Here is a 15555-nt window from a genome sequence, read left to right as displayed (position 1 = left end):
AGCACCGAGAACGCATCCGCCGACCCCCACACCCCGGACGCCGCCGTCCCCGGGCCCGCCCGGCCGACCGGCGGCGCCGGCACAGCGGACGGCTGGCGGCTGTTCCGCGGCGACGGTACGGCCCGCCGGCCCGCGATGCCCGAGGCGCCGCCCTGGCGCCGGTTCGGGCACGCCGATACGGCGCCGCCCGGCGGCGCGGGCCCGGGCGGCAGCCCGTACCTGATCGGCCCCGAGCAGGCCGACGTGGTGAGCGCCGCGCTGCACCTGCGCCGCCCGCTGCTGGTCACCGGCCACCCCGGTACGGGCAAGTCCTCGCTCGCGCAGGCCGTCGCGCACGAGCTGTCCCTCGGCCCGGTGCTGCACTGGCCGGTCAACAGCCGCGCCACGCTGCAGGACGCGCTCTACCGGTACGACGCGGTGGGCCGGCTGCGCGAGGCGTCGCTCCGCCGGGACCGGGACGAACCGGAGCCGGGCATCGGCACGTTCGTCCGACTCGGCCCGCTCGGCACGGCCCTCGCGCCCCGCGACCGGCCGCGCGTCCTGCTCGTCGACGAGCTGGACAAGGGCGACGTGGACCTGCCCAACGACCTGCTCGCGGTCTTCGAGAGCGGCGAGTTCGAGATCCCGGAGCTGGCCCGGCTGCCCGAGGACCAGGCCGACGTGGACGTGCTCACCGCCGACCCCGGCGTCACCGAGCCGGTGCACCGCGGCCGGGTCCGCTGCCGGGAGTTCCCGGTCGTGGTGATCACCAGCAACGGCGAGCGGGACTTCCCGCCCGCCTTCCTGCGCCGCTGCGTCCGGCTGGACCTGCCCGACCCGGACGAGACCCGGCTGCGCGAGATCATCGCGGCCCACCTCGGCCCTGACGTCCTGCCCGAGGTCGACGACCTGCTCACCGCGTTCCTCAACCGCCGCGCGCTCGGCGAACTCGCCACCGACCAGCTCCTCAACGCCGTCTTCCTGCGTGCGGGCGGCGTGGACATCGACGCCGAGGCGGTACGCAAGGCCGTACTGCACCGGCTCGGCGGGACGGTGTAGCGCCGTGCCCGAGCGTGCCCGCCGCATCCTGGACGACAGCGGACTGCCGCTGTCGCCCCAGGAGTTGCTGGACGCGCTCTGGCTGGCCACCCGGCTGCCCGCGCCGGCGGCGGACGCCGCTCCCCCGGAGTCGCCACCCGAGGACGGCGCCCCGCCACCGGAGCCCGGCGACACCGCACGCCCGGCCGGTCCCGCCGGGCCGGCGTCCGTGCCGCCCAGCCGCGCCCCGGGCCGCACGGCCCACCCCTCGCCGCCCGCCCGCACGCCCCGTCGCGCGGACGCCGGACACGGCCTGCACGGGGGCTCGCAGCACACCGTCACGCGCGGCAGGGACGGCGGCCGCCCGGCCGTGTCCGTCCGCGCCCCCGAGGGCAAGGCCGTCACCGACGCGCTCGCCCTCTCCCGCGCGCTGCGCCCGCTCCAGCAGCAGCGCCCCAGCCCGGTCCGTACGGAGGTCGACGAGGCCGCGACGGTGGACGCGATGGCCGAGACCGGGCTCCCGGACGTGGCGATCCTGCCGGCCCGCGAACGCTGGCTGGACCTGGCGCTGGTCATCGACGACGGCACGTCCATGCTGCTGTGGCAGCGGCTCTGCGGCGAGCTGCGCGGCGTGCTGGAACGACTCGGCGCCTTCCGCGACGTACGGGTGTACGGGCTGCACACCCGCGGCGGCGGCCGGCCGGCGCTGCGCGGCAGCCCCTTCGGGGACGGCCCGGCCAACGGCGACCCGGCCGTGCTCGCCGACCCCTCCGGCGCCACGATGGTGCTCGTCGTCACCGACGGCATCGGCTCGGCCTGGCGCAGCGGCCGGGCGCAGGAGGTGCTCGCCGGGTGGGGACGGTGCGGCCCGACGGCGGTGCTGCAGGTGCTGCCGCCGCAGATGTGGAAGGGCTCGGGGGTGCGCGCCGACCGCTGGGAGGTGACCTCGCGCGGCCGGGCCTCGGCCAACGCCACCTGGCAGGTCACCGCCTCCGGACTGCCGCCGGAGCTGGCGTCCTTCCGCGGCGTGCCGATCCCCGTGCTGGCGCCGCGCCCGGCCTCGGTCGCGGAGTGGGCCCGCCTCGTCGCCTCGCCCGGCGGCACGGCCGTACTGCCTTTGCTGCGCACCGCACCGGCCGCGGACGACGGGCTGGGCGAGGTCGCCGCGGCGGCGCCGGCACCGCCCCCGACCGCCGACGCCGCCGCCGCGGCCGTGCTGCGGTTCCGGGACACCGTCTCGCCCGCGGCGTACCGGCTCGCCGCCCACCTCGCGGCGCTCGCGCCGGTGTCGGTACCGGCCATGCGGCTGGTGCAGGAGTCGGTGCCGTGGCCCGCAGAGACCGCGCACCTGGCGGAGGTGTTCTCCGGCGGGCTGCTGCGCGCGGTGCCGCACCCGGTGGAGTACGACGTGCCCGAGCGGCTGCGGCAGTTCGACTTCCCCGCCGCGACGAAGGCCATACTCTTCGACACCGTGCCCACCGCCGAACTGCTGGAGACCGGGCTGTCGGTGGGCCGCCGGATGGACGAACTGGTCGGCCGCTCCCCGGACTTCCCGGCCTGGCTGGCCCACCCGGACGGCCCGGACCGGCTGCCGGACCACGCCAGGGCGTTCGCCTGGGTGAACGACGCGCTGCTGGTGCGGCTGGGGATCGGGCGCACCGACACCCCGCTGCCGCGGCGGCCGGAGCCGGGCGGCGGGACGGCCCCCGCCGCCCGGCCCGCTTCCCCCGGGCGGCCCGGGGGCCGGCAGGGCGCCCCCGCCCGTGGCGTCCTGGCCGGCCCGCGCGTTCCCGACCACGCCGCCTCCGTGCCCTGGCCGGGCGCCGTCGACCTGGCCGACGCGCGCGGCGAACGGCTCCTCAAGGCCGCGGTGCTGGAGTCGCTGGACCGCGGCCCGCACGCGCACAGCGAGCTGCCCTCGTACCTCTTCCTCGGGCCGCCGGGCGGTGGCAAGACCACGTTGCTGCGGCAGTTGGCGGCGCGCGCCCAGGAGCTGTCCGCGCCGCTGGCCTGGCTCGACCTGGACGGCCCCGACGGCACGTACGCCTCGGTCACCGAACTGGCGCTGGAGGCGGCCCGCCAGCTCCACCTCCCGGTCCCCCGGCACCCGGCGCTGACCTTCCCCTCCTTCACCGGGCTGCTCATCGCCTTCGCGCTGGCGCCCGCACCGCGGTCCGTACGGGAACTGGGCGAGGCGGCACGCGGGGCGCTCGGCCGCTTCCCGCTCGGCGACGTCACCGGCACCGTACGCAGGGGCCTGCAGCACGCCCTCGACACGCTCGGCGACGACCGGCCGCCGCCCGGCATCGGGACGCTGCTGCCGCTGCTCGGCGAGCCCCGGCTGCGGCTGCGCTCCCTGGAACGGGCGCTGGCCGGCGTCGCCCGGCGCAGCACCGGCACCCACCACGACCTGCTGCGGTTCCTGCGGCGGCAGCTGGCGGACCGGCCGGGGGACGCCGCCGTCGTGGACGAGGTGCTGCTGCGGGCGCTGCTGTCGGACCTCCGTGCCGCCTACCGCGCCTCCGATCGCGCCGTGCACAGCCTCCTGTTGCTGGACAACGCCGACTGCCCGGTGGGCGAGAGGTTCCTGCAGGCGCTGGCCGAGGCGCGGGCGCTGGACAGCGGCACCACCCCGGCCTGGGACCCACTGCTGGCCGTGGCCACCGCCGGGACCGTGCCCCGGCAGGTCGACCCCGAGCAGCTGGCCGGGTCCGACCTGCGCTACCAGCTGACCCACTGGCGCCTGACGCACCGCCAGGAGACGCGGACGGCGGACGATCTGGTCGTCGCGCAGCTCGCCGGGGCCACCCTGCAGGAGGTCACCGAGCTGGCCGCCGAGACGCTCGACGGCACCCGCGGCCTGCCCCGGCCGCCGGTGGCCCGCCCGGCCGCCTGGCTCGGCCGTATCGTGCACGACCTGACCCGCGGCCACCCCGGCGCGGTCGCCGCGCTGCTGGACGCGCTGCCCCTCTTCCCGGAGGACACCGACTGGGCGTACCGGCTGCGCCGCCTGCTCACGCCGGCCGGGCAGCGGCCCGCCGGGGACGGCTGGGACCTGGCCGGGGACCTGCTCGACACGCTGCTGCGGGACGTGCCACCGGAGGTGCGGGAGCTGCTGCCGCGGGTCGCCGCCGCGGTCGACCTGGACCACGCCTTCACCGCCTGGGGGCTGTGGGGCGACGCCGGCACGGGCACGCAGGGCGCCCTGGCGCACTTCCGCTCGCACGGCCTGCTCACCCCGCCGGTGCAGGACAGCCAGTCCGACCAGCTGCATCCCCTGCTGCGCCACCTGCTGCTGCGCGACCTGGCGGGGCGGCCGGAGACCGCCGGGTTCACCTGGTGGCACTCGCACGACGCACTGCGGCTGCGCGCCCGCGACCACGGGCAGGGCGCGGTGGCCGCGTACCACGCGCTGGCGCTGGGCGACCTGCCGGCGGCAGCGGCGTTCCTCGGCCGGGTCTTCGAGCAGACCGCCGACCCGGCCGCCAGGAACGAGGCGTTCCACCTGGTGCGGCACGCGCCCGTACGCGACTACGTGCTCTTCTCCGAGGACTCGCCGGTCCGCCGGTACCACCGTCTCGTCCGGCCGCTCGCCCCGTCCGACCCGACGGCGGCGATGGCGCGGGCGCTGGGCGCCGCCTGGCTCGGCCCGGAGCCGGCCCGGTTCCCGGCCGGGTCCGGGACGCCCGGCGGGCGGCCGGGCGCCCTGCCCGGCCACCCCTACTTCGACCCGCTGACCGACCCGTACGGCACGCTGCTCCCCGCCCTCAGGCACGCGCTCACCGCCCTCGACGACCACTACCCGGGCGGCTGGGGCGCGACGTGCGCGATGCTCTACGACACGGACGGCTGATGCCGCGCCGGGGCGACGGGCCCCGGTGTCACTTCATCCACTCGTCCTCGTACTTCTCGTACGTGCCGTCGTGGGTCGCCAGGTGCACGAACTGATCGACGTACTCCTTGAACCGGGTGTCGTCGCGCGGCAGCGCGTAGGCCTTCTCGGCGAAGGTGAAGGGCTTGTCCGGGTGCACGGAGCACAGCTCGGGGTGGAGCTTGGCCTGGTAGAGCGTCTCGCTGGCGTCGGTCATCATCACGTCGGCGCGGCCCTCGACGATCTCGTCGAAGATCGTGTTGTTGTCCTTGTGGACCTTGATCTTCGCCTTGTCGAGCTGGGCCCTGGCGAACTCCTCGTTGGTGCCGCCCGGGTTGACGACGACGGTCGTCTCCGGCTTGTCGATGTCCTTCAGCGTGCGGTACTTCTTCTTGTCGTCGCAGCGCACGATGGGCGTCTTGCCGTCGGTCCGGGTCGGCTCGCTGAAGGCGAGCTTGCGGGCGCGCGGCAGGGTGACCGAGACGCCGCCCACGGCTATGTCGCAGCGCCCGCCGTCGAGGTCGGCGACCAGGCTCGCCCAGGTGGTGGGCACGAAGGTCGCCTTGGCGTCCAGGCTCTTCGCCAGGTCCCGCGCCATGTCGATGTCGATGCCGCTGTACTTCTCGGTCTTGCGGTCCCGGGACGTGAAGGGGCGGTAGTCGCCGGTGGTGCAGACCCGCAGGGTGCCGCGGCGCGGCACGGTGTCCAGCAGGGTGGGCGCGGTCCGGTACACGACCTTCGTCCTCACCTTGGCGGCCTTGGCGGCCTTGGCGGTCGGCGCGCCGGACGCGTCCGGCGTGGCGCCGTCGGCGAACACGGTGGGCGCCGCCGCGGTGGCGGCGAGAAGGCAGGCGAGGGCGGACAGCGTGACGGCACGCTTCATGACGGCTCCTGTGACGCGGCGGGGGCTGCGGCGAGATCGAGACTGGCAAGATCAAGAGCTTAAGGCTGGCAGATGCGGCCCGGTCGGTGAAGGGGTGGCCCAGTGACTGAAACGCGGCGCCCGGATACGGAGACGGGCCACGCGGCCCGTCCCGGAGCCGGTGGTCCCGGCGTACGGAGTGGTCCCGGCGTACGGAGTGCCGTTCAGCGCACCCGCACCGGGAGGCGGACCGGACCGCGCATGAGGATGCCGGGGCGCCAGGCCAGCGCGGCGGGGTCGGCGTCCAGGGCCAGGTCCGGGCAGCGCTCCAGGAGCGTGCGGACGGCGATGCGCGCCTCCATGCGGGCCAGCGGGGCGCCCAGGCAGTAGTGGATGCCGTGGCCGAAGGCCAGGTGGCCGCGGGTGTCGCGGGTGATGTCGAAGCGGTCGGCGGCGGCGAACCGGCTGCTCTCCCGGTCGGCCGAGCCCAGCGCGACGACCACGGTGTCCCCGGCCGGCAGCACCGTGCCGCCGATCTCGACCGGCTCGGCGGCGTACCGCCAGGTGGTGGTCTCCACGGGCCCGTCGTACCGCAGCATCTCCTCGACGGCGTTGTCCAGCAGCCCCCAGTCGGCGCGCAGCGCGGCGAGCTGGTCGGGGTGGCGGAGCAGCGCGAGCACGCCGTTGGCGATCAGTCCGACGGTCGTCTCGTGCCCGGCAACCAACAAGAGGAAGGCCATGCCCACCAGTTCGTCGCCGGAGAGCCGGTCGCCGTCCTCGTCGGTGGTGCGGACGAGCGTACTGAAGAGGTCCGCGCCCGGGGAGCGCCGCTTGTCCTCGACGAGCTGCCCGACGTAGCGCGCGAGCTCGGCCTCCGTGTTCTCGGTGCCGCCCGGCCCGTCGGTGGTGACGAACGCGTCCGACCAGCGCCGGAACCGCTCCCGGTCCAGGTCGGGCACGCCCAGCAGCTCGCAGATCACCGTCATGGGCAGCGGGTAGGCGAGCCCTTCGACGAGGTCGGCGCGGCCGTCGCCGGCCTTCGCGAGCATGGCGTCGATCAGGTCGTCGGTGATCCGCTGGACGGCGGGGCGCAGGGCCTCGACGGCGCGGGCGGTGAACGCCCTGGTGACCAGCTTGCGCAGCCGGGTGTGGCGGGGCGGGTCGCTCTGCAGCATGTTGGCGAGGAGCTGGCCGCTGCCTTCGGCGGGCTGCCATTGGGGGTGCGCCGACCAGTCCTTCCGCAGCCGCGGGTCGACGAGGGCGGCTCTGCCCTCGTCGTGGCCGACGATCAGCCAGACCTCCCGGCCGTCGGGCAGCCGCACCCGGTGCACCGGACCCCGGTCGCGCAGCGCGGCGTAGTGCGGGTACGGGTCGGTGTTGAAGTCCGGTACGAGTGCGGTTAGTTCGACGGTGTCCGTCACGTGGCTCCCCCTTGCCGGGCATGCGTAATTCAGTTGGTCACTTCCGTCACATCAGGCTACGGTGGGGCCATGGGTTACCACCAGGTCCAGCTCTACGGCTGACACGGCCCCGCCGGCGGTTCGCTGCCGCCGCGCCCCCGCCCGCGCCTTCTGACAGGCGACGGGCCGCCGTGTCCTGCTCTTCCGTAGACCTGAATCGAGTGATCCTTCATGCGTTCCCGTACCCCCGGGGCCTCCCCCGCCTCCGGCACGTCGCCGCGCCGCGCCCACATCGCGATGATCGGCAACCCCGTGATCAGCCACACCCTGCCCGGCATCGAGATCATCCGGGAGCTGGTGGCCCGCGGTCACCGCGTCACCTACGCCAACGACCCGTTCCTGCGCGACGTGGTCACCGCCACCGGCGCCGAGCTGCGCCCGTACCGCTCCACCCTTCCCCCGGTGACCGGCAGCGCCTGGCCCGAGGAGCCGGTCGCGGGGATGACCACCTTCCTCGACGACGCCATCGAGATGCTGCCGCAGCTGCACGAGCTGTACGACGACGACCCCGCCGACCTGTACCTGTACGACATCGGCGGCTACGCGGGCCGCGCGCTGGCCGAGTCCCAGGGGCGTCCCACGCTCCAGCTCTCGCCGACGTACGTGGGGTGGCGGAGCGAAGCGGACGACATCGGCGCGCGGATCCGCGCGCTGCCCGGGGCCGACGCCTACTTCGCGAAGTTCGCCGCCTGGCTGGCCGGCAACGGGGCCACCACGCCGGACCCGGGCGACTTCTCCGGCCGGCCGGTGCGCGCGGTGGCCATGATCCCGCGGGCCATGCAGCCGCACGCCGACGCCGTGGACCACGACGCCGTGACCTTCGTCGGCCCGTGTTTCGGCGACCGGAGCGACCAGGGCACCTGGACCCGCCCCGCCGGCGCCCGAAAAGTCCTGCTGATCTCGCTGGGCTCGGCCTACACCCGGCTGCCGGACTTCTACCGGCGGTGCCTGGCCGCCTTCGGGGACCTGCCGGACTGGCACGTCGTCCTGCAGATCGGGAAGGACACCGATCCGGCGGAGCTGGGCACCGTTCCGTCCAACGTCGAAGTGCACTCGTGGGTTCCGCAGTTGGCGATCCTGGAGCAGGCCGACGCGTTCGTCACGCACGCCGGCATGGGCGGCTCCAGTGAAGGGCTGCACGCGGGCGTGCCGATGATCGCGGTACCGCAGAGCGCCGATCAGTTCGGCAACGCCGACCAGCTGGTGTCGCTGGGCGTGGCCCGGCGGATCGACACCGCGGACGCCACGCCCGAGGCGCTGCGCACCGCGCTGCTGGAGCTGACCTCCGACCCGGAGGTGGCCCGCCGGTCGGCCGCACTGCGGACCGAACTCCGCGCCGAGGGCGGCACGGCCCGCGCCGCCGACGTGGCGGAGTCGCTGCTGCCGTGACCCCACGGGGGCCGGCGCCCGGGCGCCGGCCCACCCGCGACGTCAGAAGCTGTCACCGCCGAAAGACTCGGACACCCGGGAAGAAAGTGCACACTATTGTAAGGTAGTGCGCATGACGGAGAGCACCTACTCGATCGTGGAGGCCCGTGCCCGGCTGGGCGCCATCGCACGCGAGGTCAGCGCCACCCGCGAACCGGTCGCGATCACCGACCACGGGCAGACCATTGCCATACTGGTCAGCCCCGCCGATGCCCTGGAGCTGGAGGAGCTGCGGGCACTGTCCGCCTACCGCGCGCGTCAGGCCCGGGGTGAGAGCGCCGGTGTCCCACAGGCCGAGGCGTACCGCCGAGTATTCGGCGGAGATGAGGCGTGAGCTACGAGATCATTTGGGAGCCCGAGGCTCTCGCCCAGGCAGAGCGGTTCGCCAAGGATGATCCGACCGGCATACGGCAGGTGTTCAGCACCGTCGACCGTCTCACCGAGGACCCGAGACCCGAGGGCGCGTCCGGCGGCACCGGCGTGCTGCGCATCCACGTCGGCCGCTACCGCGTGATGTACGAGGTCATCGATCGGCAGGTCCGCATCAGTGTCATCCACCTCGGCCGCATGCGCTGACCGCACTGGCTGCGGCTGTCGCCCGCTCCGGCTGGGCACGTCCGGAGCGGGCCGGCGGCCCCTCCCCCGCGGCCTCAGCCCCGCGTCGCCGCCAGGTCCAGGGCGACGTCGGTGATCATGTCCTCCTGGCCGCCGACCAGACCCCGGCGGCCCACCTCGACCAGGACGGCGCGGGTGTCCAGGCCGTACCGTTCGGCGGCGGCCTCGGCGTGCCGCAGGAAGCTGGAGTAGACGCCCGCGTACCCCAGGGTCAGCGTCTCCCGGTCCACCCGCACCTCGCGGTCCTGGAGCGGGCGCACGAGGTCGTCGGCTGCGTCCATCAGCGGGAAGAGGGCGCAGCCGTGTTTCCAGCCCATCAGGTCGGCGACGGCCACGAATGCCTCCAGGGGGCAGTTGCCCGCGCCCGCTCCCTGGCCGGCCAGCGAGGCGTCCACGCGGGTCACGCCGTTCTCCACGGCGACGACGGTGTTGGCCACGCCGAGCGCGAGGTTGTGGTGGGCGTGGATGCCCAGTTCGGTGGCCGGGTCGAGGACGTCGCGGTAGGCGCGGCAGCGGTCCCGTACGCCGTCCATGGTCAGCCGGCCGCCGGAGTCGGTGACGTAGACGCAGTGGGCGCCGTAGGACTCCATGAGCCCGGCCTGGCGGGCGAGTTCGGCGGGCTCGGCCATATGGGACATCATCAGGAAGCCGGCCACGTCCATGCCCAGCTCGCGGGCTGCCGCGATGTGCTGGGCCGAGACGTCGGCCTCGGTGCAGTGGGTGGCCACGCGCACGGAGCGGATGCCGAGCGCGTGCGCCTGCCGAAGGTCCTGGACGGTGCCGATGCCGGGGAGCAGGAGCGTGGTCGGCACGGCGGTGCGCGCCGCGTCCGCGACGGCCTCGATCCACTCCCAGTCGGTGTGCGCGCCGACGCCGTAGGTGATGCTGGAGCCGGACAGGCCGTCGCCGTGGGCGATCTCGATGGCGGCGACGCCGGCCGCGTCCAACGCCGCGGCGATGGCGCGGGCCTGGTCGACCGTGTAGCGGTGCCGGACGGCGTGCATGCCGTCCCGGAGGGTGACGTCCTGGACGTAGAGGGTGCGTGCCGCGGCCGGTTGCGTGGTCATCGTGCTGCCACCTCGCTGGAGCGGTGTGCGGCGATGCGCTCAGCGGTGCGCAGCGCGGCCGAGGTCATGATGTCGAGGTTCCCCGCGTAGGCCGGGAGGTAGTGGGCCGCGCCCGCCACTTCGAGGAAGACGGAGACCTTCGTGGCGTCGCCGGCCGCCGCGGCCGGCGGCAGCAGTCCGCGCAGCGGGTCGCCGGTGTCCACGGCCTCGAACTGCACGCGCTGCTTGAGCCGGTAGCCGGGTACGTACGCCCGGACGCGGGCGATCATCTCTTCGACGGACGCGGTGACGGCGTCGCGGTCGCACGCCGAGACCAGGCAGTGCACGGTGTCGCGCATGAGGAGCGGCGGCTCGGCGGGGTTGAGGACGATCACCGCCTTGCCGCGGGCCGCGCCGCCGACCTGCTCGATGGCGGCGGCGGTGGTCTCGGTGAACTCGTCGATGTTGGCGCGGGTGCCGGGCCCGGCGGAGCGCGAGGAGATGGCGGCGACGATCTCGCCGTAGTGGACGGGCGTGACGGCCGAGACGGCGGCGACGACCGGGATGGTGGCCTGGCCGCCGCAGGTGACCATGTTGACGTTGGGCGCGTCCAGGTGCGCGTCGAGGTTGACCGGCGGCACGACGTACGGGCCGAGCGCGGCGAAGGTCAGGTCCACGACCGTGCGGCCGAGGGCGCGCAGCGTCTCGTCGTGGCGGCGGTGGGCGCCGGCGGAGGTCGCCTCGAAGACGATCTCCACGTCGGCGAACTCGGGGAGCCTCACCAGCCCCTCGACGCCCTCGTGGGTGGTGGCAACGTTGAGGCGGCGGGCCCTGGCGAGGCCGTCGGAGTCCGGGTCGATGCCGGCCAGGGCGACGATCTCCAGGCTGTCGGAGAGCCGCAACACCTTGATCATCAGGTCGGTGCCGATGTTGCCGGAGCCGATGATCGCGACCTTGGTGCGCGCCCGGGGCGTACCGGGGCCGGCGAGGCTGTCGGTGGTCATCGGCGCTCCCCTGCCGTCTCGTCGGCCGTGGTGACCTCGGTCCCCGCCTCTTCGGTCTCCGCCGCGAAGTACGCCTGTACGGAGCCGAGGCCGGAGAGGTGCGCCTCGAACAGGTCGCCGGGCGCGGCGGCCACCATCGGGCCGAGCGCGCCGGTCAGCACGAGGTCGCCGGCGCGCAGCGGGTCGCCGGCGGCGGCGAGCGAGGAGGCCAGCCACGCGGCGGCGTTGAGCGGGCTGCCGAGGCAGTCGGCGCCGGTCCCCGCGGACGCCTGCGCGCCGTTGCGGGTCAGGGTCATCCGTATGCCGCGCAGGTCCAGCCGGGTCACCGGCACGGGCGCGCTGCCCAGGACGAAGAGGCCGGAGGAGGCGTTGTCGGCGATGGTGTCGACGATGGAGATGTCCCAGCCGGCCACCCGGCTGTCCACGATCTCCAGCGCGGCCAGCGCGAAGTCCGTCGCGCGCAGCACGTCGGCGATCGTGCAGTCCCGGTGCGGCAGGTCCTCGGCGAGGACGAGCGCGACCTCGGCCTCGACCTTGGGCTGGAGCAGCCGGCCGGCCACTACGGGCGTGCCCTCGGGCACCGCCGCGCCGGCGAACAGCGCCCCGAAGTCCGGGCGGTCCACGCCGAGCTGGGCCTGTACGGCGGGGGAGGTCAGTCCGGTCTTGCGGCCGACGATCCGGCCGCCGGCGGCGACCTCGCGCCGCACGGTGAGCCGCTGGACGGCGTACGCGGCATCGAGGTCGCCTTCGGGCAGCAGGCCGCGAACGGGCGGGCAGGCGACGCCGGTTCGGGCGGCCTCCGCCAGGATGTCGGCGGCCTTGACGACGGCGGGCGGCGCGTCGTCCGGCGGTACGGACTCGGGCGGGATCGGCATGCGCGGTCTCCTGGTCGAACGGGCGAGAAGGAGGCGGGGTTCCCGGACGCGGGGCCCCGATCGGTGGCTCCGGTATAGACGTGGCGCCGCGGAAGGGACAATGTTCGTTCCGTGACACGGAACGAGACGGGCACCAGCATGCTCGACAAGGCCGCGCTGATCGTGGAGTCCTTCCGTCCGACCGGCGGTCCGTACCGGCTGGCGGAACTGGCACAGCGGTCGGGGCTGCCCAAGCCGACCGTCCACCGGCTGGCGGCCGAACTCGTCCGGCTGGGCTGGCTGGAGCGCACCGACGAGGGCCGCTACCGGCTCGGCGGCCGGCTGTTCGAGCTGGGCTCGCTGGTGCCGCGGCGGCGGGACCTGCGCGAGGCGGCGCTGCCGTTCCTCCAGGACCTCTTCGAGGCCACCCGGGAGACCGTGCACCTGGGGGTGCGCGAGGGCATGAAGGTGGTCTACCTGGAGCGCATCCACGGGCACGACGCGCTCCAACTGCCCTCGCACATCGGCCACAGCCTGCCGCTGAGCTGCACGGGGGTGGGCAAGGCGCTGCTGGCCTTCGGCGGGACCGAGCTGACCGAGGAGGTGCTGTCGTGCCCGCTGCCGAGCCTGACGGCGCACTCGATCACCGCTCCGGCGCGCCTGCGGACGGCCTTGGAGAAGACGCAGGTGTCCGGGCTGGCCTACGAGGAGCAGGAGGCGGTGCTCGGGGTCAGCTGCATCGCGGCGCCGGTCTTCGCGGGCGGCGACGCCGTGGCCGCGCTCTCGGTCGCCGTGCCGCGCGCCCGCTTCCGCCCGGCCCCGCTCGCCCCGGCGGTCCGTACGGCGGCCCTGGGGCTGTCGCGGATGCTGCGCGGGGGGATCTGAGCCGGGCGCCGCGTACCGGTGGGCTCAGGCCTCGTACAGGTCCAGGGAGCCGAGGCCGGGCGTCATGGACGGCGGGGCGGCGTCGGCGAGGAGCGGGAGGAGGGCGGCGGCGCGCTTGGTGACCGTGTCGCGGTCGCCCGCGGAGAGCGCGGCGCCCATGCCGACCGCCACGGCGCCGGCGGCGATCCACTCCGGGGCGTTCTCGACGGTCACGCCGCCCGTCGGCACCAGCGGCGCCTGCGGCAGCGCCGCGCGGACGTCCCGGAGCCAGCCGGGGCTGTGGCCGGCGGCCGGGAAGAGCTTGAGGGCGTCGGCGCCCAGCTCCAGGCCGCGCACCATTTCGGTGGGCGAGGCGACGCCGGCGAAGACCGGGATGCCGTAGCGGTGGCCCGTACGGATCACCTCGGCGTCCAGATGGGGGGAGACGAGGAAGCGGGCACCGGCGTCCACGGCCATCCGCGCGGAGGCCGCGTCCAGGACGGTGCCCGCGCCTATGATCGCGTCGTCGCCCAGCTCACGGGCGAGCGTGGTGACCGCCTCCAACGCGAAAGGCGTGGTCAGGGAGATCTCCAGGCTGGTGATGCCGGCCGACAGCAGTGTGTCGGCGGTGGCGCTGGCCTCGTCGTAGGTCTCGCTGCGGACGATGGCGAAAACGCGCTGAGCCAGTGCGGCCCGGGTGATCTCCCAGCGGTACACGACAGCTCGCCGCCCTTTCTTGATCCGTCCCGCACACGGCGTCGCCGCCGTGCCCCCCGGGAACTGTTCCGGTGCGCCGGTGGTCGGGCTCCGCCGCAGGTGGCCGCCTTGAGGCCACTTTCGCCGCCGATGCCCGCCCGGTCGCTGTTTCCACCGAAACGCTACCGGCAACGGCTGACAAACCCTCAGTGGGGGGTGCGACGAGCGCGCCTGGCGACGTCCGCGCGGCGCCGTACGCCGGGGTACGCGCCGCCGGACGGGCCGGGAAGGAGCCGGGAAGGGACCGGGAAGGAGCCGGGAAGAGATCGAAAAAACGGCGGCGGCCGGGGCACCGCCCCGGCCGCCGCTTCGTTCCCGGACCGCTCAGCAGCCGCGGTCCACCAGGTCGAAGGACTCGTAGTGGTCGGCGGTGTAGTAGTCCTCGTCCTGCTTCTCGCCGGTGACGATGCGGCGGGCGCCGCGGTCCGGGGAGCCCGGGGTCTCGACGGTGTACTCGTGGTAGTAGCCGCTGGACTGCTGCGGCAGGACGCCCTCGCGGTTGGAGAAGACGGTGCCGTCCTGCGGATAGGGGTAGGGGCCGCCCTTGTCGATGAGGTCCAGCGTCTGGTGGGCCTCGTCGGGCAGCTCGGAGTAGCAGATGTCGCCGACGGCGGCCGCGTGCACGGGCGCGGCGTGTGCCACCGCTGCGGGGACGGCGGCCGTGGGCGTGGCGGCGACGGCGGGGCCCGCGAGGAACAGGGCCGAGGCGAGGGCGCCGAGCGCGCCGATGCGGGTGATCCGTGGGGGGATTCTCATGCCGTACAGCATGACGCGCGTAGACATGTTCCTGTCAATGCAAGTGCCGGAAGTTTCCCGGGCGTTCACGGGAGCGGGGCGGAGGAAATGGGCGGAAGGACGAGGTCGCCGACGTTCTTGCCTCTGAGGCAAAACTTTTGCCTCTCGGGTCGGGTCTGGCTATACCAGAGATATGACCGAACCTGTGGACGACCACGCGGCCGACAGCCCGGCCGAGGAGCTGCCCGTCGTCGCGCCGCGCCTGCGTGACCTGCGACGACGCGCCGGCCTCACGCTGGAGACCGCGGCCCGGCGGGTCGGTCTGTCCCCTGCTCACCTCTCGCGCCTGGAGACCGGGCGCCGGCAGCCCTCGCTGCCGATGCTGCTCTCCTTGGCGCGCACCTACTCCACCACGGTATCCGACCTCCTCGGCGAAGTGGCACCGGAACAGCAGCCGGTGTTCCGTGGCGGCGAGGCCCAGGCCTCCGAGGCCGGCGGCTGGACCTACTGGCCGATGGGTGGCGCCGGCCGGGCCATGCAGGCGCTGCGCGTCTTCGTACCGCCGCACGACGGCCAGGCCACGCTGGTGCGGGTGCACCCCGGCGAGGAGTGGCTGTACGTCCTCAAGGGGCGGCTGCGGCTCACCCTCGGCGACACGGTGCAGCTCCTGGACCCGGGCGACGCCGCGCACTTCGACTCGCTCACCCCGCACCGCATCGCCGCGGCCTCCCCCGACGGCACGGAGCTGCTGTTCGTCCACACCCTCATGCAGAGCGGCACGGCCGAGCTGTGCCTGGGCGACGGCGCCCGCCGCGGCCTGTGACCCGCCTCCGGGCCGTGCCCGCTCCCAGAAAGGATCACCACCGTGACCGAGCAGCCCCGTCCCGCGCCGGCGACCGCCGGAGCCCGTAAGAACGATGTCGAGGACCGGGCCCCGCGCGGCCTGTCCGTACGGGTCGCGCTCTACGTCGTCGGCACGCACGTCCTCCTGGCGTTCCTGAGCTTCATCGTGGTCATGCTCAAGTCCGCCACCTGAGGGACGG

At 74.7% G+C, this 15555-nt stretch carries 15 protein-coding genes; 8 read left to right on the top strand and 7 right to left on the bottom strand.

The annotated features are described in order from the left end of the window. Nucleotides 1-135: 135 nt before the first annotated feature. Nucleotides 136-1038 carry an AAA family ATPase gene (locus IF20_RS29880; RefSeq protein ID WP_052868553.1) on the top strand — a complete coding sequence of 301 codons (903 nt, stop codon included), beginning with the start codon at nucleotides 136-138 and terminating at the stop codon, nucleotides 1036-1038. Nucleotides 1039-1042: 4 nt separating this feature from the next. Further along, nucleotides 1043-4870 (top strand): ATP-binding protein, encoded by a 3828-nt coding sequence (locus tag IF20_RS29875; RefSeq protein ID WP_052868496.1) that lies wholly within the window; start codon nucleotides 1043-1045, stop codon nucleotides 4868-4870. Nucleotides 4871-4898: 28 nt separating this feature from the next. Here the strand turns inward: IF20_RS29875 and IF20_RS29870 are convergent, their stop codons facing one another. Together IF20_RS29870 and IF20_RS29865 are read right to left on the bottom strand one after the other, a co-directional pair. Next, nucleotides 4899-5771, bottom strand: coding sequence for a transporter substrate-binding domain-containing protein (locus IF20_RS29870; protein WP_052868495.1), 873 nt, complete (start codon nucleotides 5769-5771; stop codon nucleotides 4899-4901). A 203-nt stretch (nucleotides 5772-5974) separates the two neighbouring features. Then, entirely contained in the window at nucleotides 5975-7171 is a 1197-nt protein-coding gene (locus IF20_RS29865; RefSeq protein ID WP_110944663.1) for a cytochrome P450 family protein, read from the bottom strand. Between the two features lie 210 nt (nucleotides 7172-7381). Here IF20_RS29865 and IF20_RS29860 point away from each other — a divergent pair, with 210 nt between their 5' ends. From IF20_RS29860 to IF20_RS29850, 3 genes are all read left to right on the top strand, one after another. Beyond that, the gene (locus IF20_RS29860) at nucleotides 7382-8599 is read left to right on the top strand and encodes a macrolide family glycosyltransferase (RefSeq protein ID WP_324605597.1); all 1218 of its coding nucleotides are present in this window, start codon (nucleotides 7382-7384) and stop codon (nucleotides 8597-8599) included. A gap of 112 nt (nucleotides 8600-8711) precedes the next feature. Continuing rightward, nucleotides 8712-8972 (top strand): type II toxin-antitoxin system Phd/YefM family antitoxin, encoded by a 261-nt coding sequence (locus IF20_RS29855; protein WP_052868493.1) that lies wholly within the window; start codon nucleotides 8712-8714, stop codon nucleotides 8970-8972. Further along, nucleotides 8969-9214: a type II toxin-antitoxin system RelE family toxin gene (locus tag IF20_RS29850; protein WP_052868492.1), complete on the top strand. Its 246-nt coding sequence runs from the start codon at nucleotides 8969-8971 to the stop codon at nucleotides 9212-9214. The genes IF20_RS29855 and IF20_RS29850 overlap by 4 nt, the downstream gene beginning before the upstream one ends. A gap of 74 nt (nucleotides 9215-9288) precedes the next feature. Here IF20_RS29850 and dmpG read toward each other — a convergent pair whose 3' ends face one another. From dmpG to IF20_RS29835, 3 genes are read right to left on the bottom strand one after another with little or no spacing between them, the layout of a single operon-like run. Further along, nucleotides 9289-10320, bottom strand: coding sequence for a 4-hydroxy-2-oxovalerate aldolase (gene dmpG / locus IF20_RS29845; protein WP_052868491.1), 1032 nt, complete (start codon nucleotides 10318-10320; stop codon nucleotides 9289-9291). Continuing rightward, a complete protein-coding gene (locus tag IF20_RS29840; RefSeq protein WP_052868490.1) occupies nucleotides 10317-11303 on the bottom strand; it encodes an acetaldehyde dehydrogenase (acetylating) in 987 nt (328 codons plus the stop codon). The genes dmpG and IF20_RS29840 overlap by 4 nt, the downstream gene beginning before the upstream one ends. Further along, nucleotides 11300-12178 carry a 2-keto-4-pentenoate hydratase gene (locus IF20_RS29835; RefSeq protein WP_052868489.1) on the bottom strand — a complete coding sequence of 293 codons (879 nt, stop codon included), beginning with the start codon at nucleotides 12176-12178 and terminating at the stop codon, nucleotides 11300-11302. Before IF20_RS29835 ends, IF20_RS29840 begins: the two co-directional genes overlap by 4 nt. A gap of 138 nt (nucleotides 12179-12316) precedes the next feature. Here IF20_RS29835 and IF20_RS29830 point away from each other — a divergent pair, with 138 nt between their 5' ends. Beyond that, nucleotides 12317-13042 carry an IclR family transcriptional regulator gene (locus IF20_RS29830; protein ID WP_052868488.1) on the top strand — a complete coding sequence of 242 codons (726 nt, stop codon included), beginning with the start codon at nucleotides 12317-12319 and terminating at the stop codon, nucleotides 13040-13042. Nucleotides 13043-13066: 24 nt separating this feature from the next. On the opposite strand, the gene IF20_RS29825 is transcribed toward IF20_RS29830, so the two are convergent. Together IF20_RS29825 and IF20_RS29820 are read right to left on the bottom strand one after the other, a co-directional pair. After that, nucleotides 13067-13738 carry a bifunctional 4-hydroxy-2-oxoglutarate aldolase/2-dehydro-3-deoxy-phosphogluconate aldolase gene (locus tag IF20_RS29825; protein WP_052868487.1) on the bottom strand — a complete coding sequence of 224 codons (672 nt, stop codon included), beginning with the start codon at nucleotides 13736-13738 and terminating at the stop codon, nucleotides 13067-13069. Between the two features lie 363 nt (nucleotides 13739-14101). Beyond that, nucleotides 14102-14533: a ribonuclease domain-containing protein gene (locus IF20_RS29820; RefSeq protein WP_052868551.1), complete on the bottom strand. Its 432-nt coding sequence runs from the start codon at nucleotides 14531-14533 to the stop codon at nucleotides 14102-14104. 172 nt (nucleotides 14534-14705) lie between these two features. On the opposite strand from IF20_RS29820, the gene IF20_RS29815 reads away from it, so the two are divergent. Next, complete coding sequence (locus IF20_RS29815) at nucleotides 14706-15335, top strand: helix-turn-helix domain-containing protein (RefSeq protein ID WP_052868486.1); 630 nt, start codon at nucleotides 14706-14708, stop codon at nucleotides 15333-15335. Between the two features lie 42 nt (nucleotides 15336-15377). Beyond that, nucleotides 15378-15548 (top strand): DUF6126 family protein, encoded by a 171-nt coding sequence (locus IF20_RS39360; protein WP_199896788.1) that lies wholly within the window; start codon nucleotides 15378-15380, stop codon nucleotides 15546-15548. The last annotated feature ends 7 nt before the right edge of the window (nucleotides 15549-15555 follow it).

This window comes from Streptomyces niger, from assembly GCF_000718305.1.
GTDB classification, from domain to species: domain Bacteria; phylum Actinomycetota; class Actinomycetes; order Streptomycetales; family Streptomycetaceae; genus Streptomyces; species Streptomyces niger.
Note: the sequence above shows the minus strand (reverse complement) of the source record. Positions and strands in the feature narration are given on the sequence as shown.

Excerpts from the sequence above, each read along its gene's own strand:
- IF20_RS29880 (WP_052868553.1), top strand. The coding sequence starts at position 136 with ATGCCCGAGGCGCCGCCCTGGCGCCGGTTCGGGCACGCCGATACGGCG.
- IF20_RS29870 (WP_052868495.1), bottom strand. The coding sequence starts at position 5,771 with ATGAAGCGTGCCGTCACGCTGTCCGCCCTCGCCTGCCTTCTCGCCGCC.
- IF20_RS29860 (WP_324605597.1), top strand. The coding sequence starts at position 7,382 with ATGCGTTCCCGTACCCCCGGGGCCTCCCCCGCCTCCGGCACGTCGCCG.
- IF20_RS29855 (WP_052868493.1), top strand. The coding sequence starts at position 8,712 with ATGACGGAGAGCACCTACTCGATCGTGGAGGCCCGTGCCCGGCTGGGC.
- dmpG (WP_052868491.1), bottom strand. The coding sequence starts at position 10,320 with ATGACCACGCAACCGGCCGCGGCACGCACCCTCTACGTCCAGGACGTC.
- IF20_RS29840 (WP_052868490.1), bottom strand. The coding sequence starts at position 11,303 with ATGACCACCGACAGCCTCGCCGGCCCCGGTACGCCCCGGGCGCGCACC.
- IF20_RS29835 (WP_052868489.1), bottom strand. The coding sequence starts at position 12,178 with ATGCCGATCCCGCCCGAGTCCGTACCGCCGGACGACGCGCCGCCCGCC.
- IF20_RS29830 (WP_052868488.1), top strand. The coding sequence starts at position 12,317 with ATGCTCGACAAGGCCGCGCTGATCGTGGAGTCCTTCCGTCCGACCGGC.
- IF20_RS29820 (WP_052868551.1), bottom strand. The coding sequence starts at position 14,533 with ATGAGAATCCCCCCACGGATCACCCGCATCGGCGCGCTCGGCGCCCTC.
- IF20_RS29815 (WP_052868486.1), top strand. The coding sequence starts at position 14,706 with ATGACCGAACCTGTGGACGACCACGCGGCCGACAGCCCGGCCGAGGAG.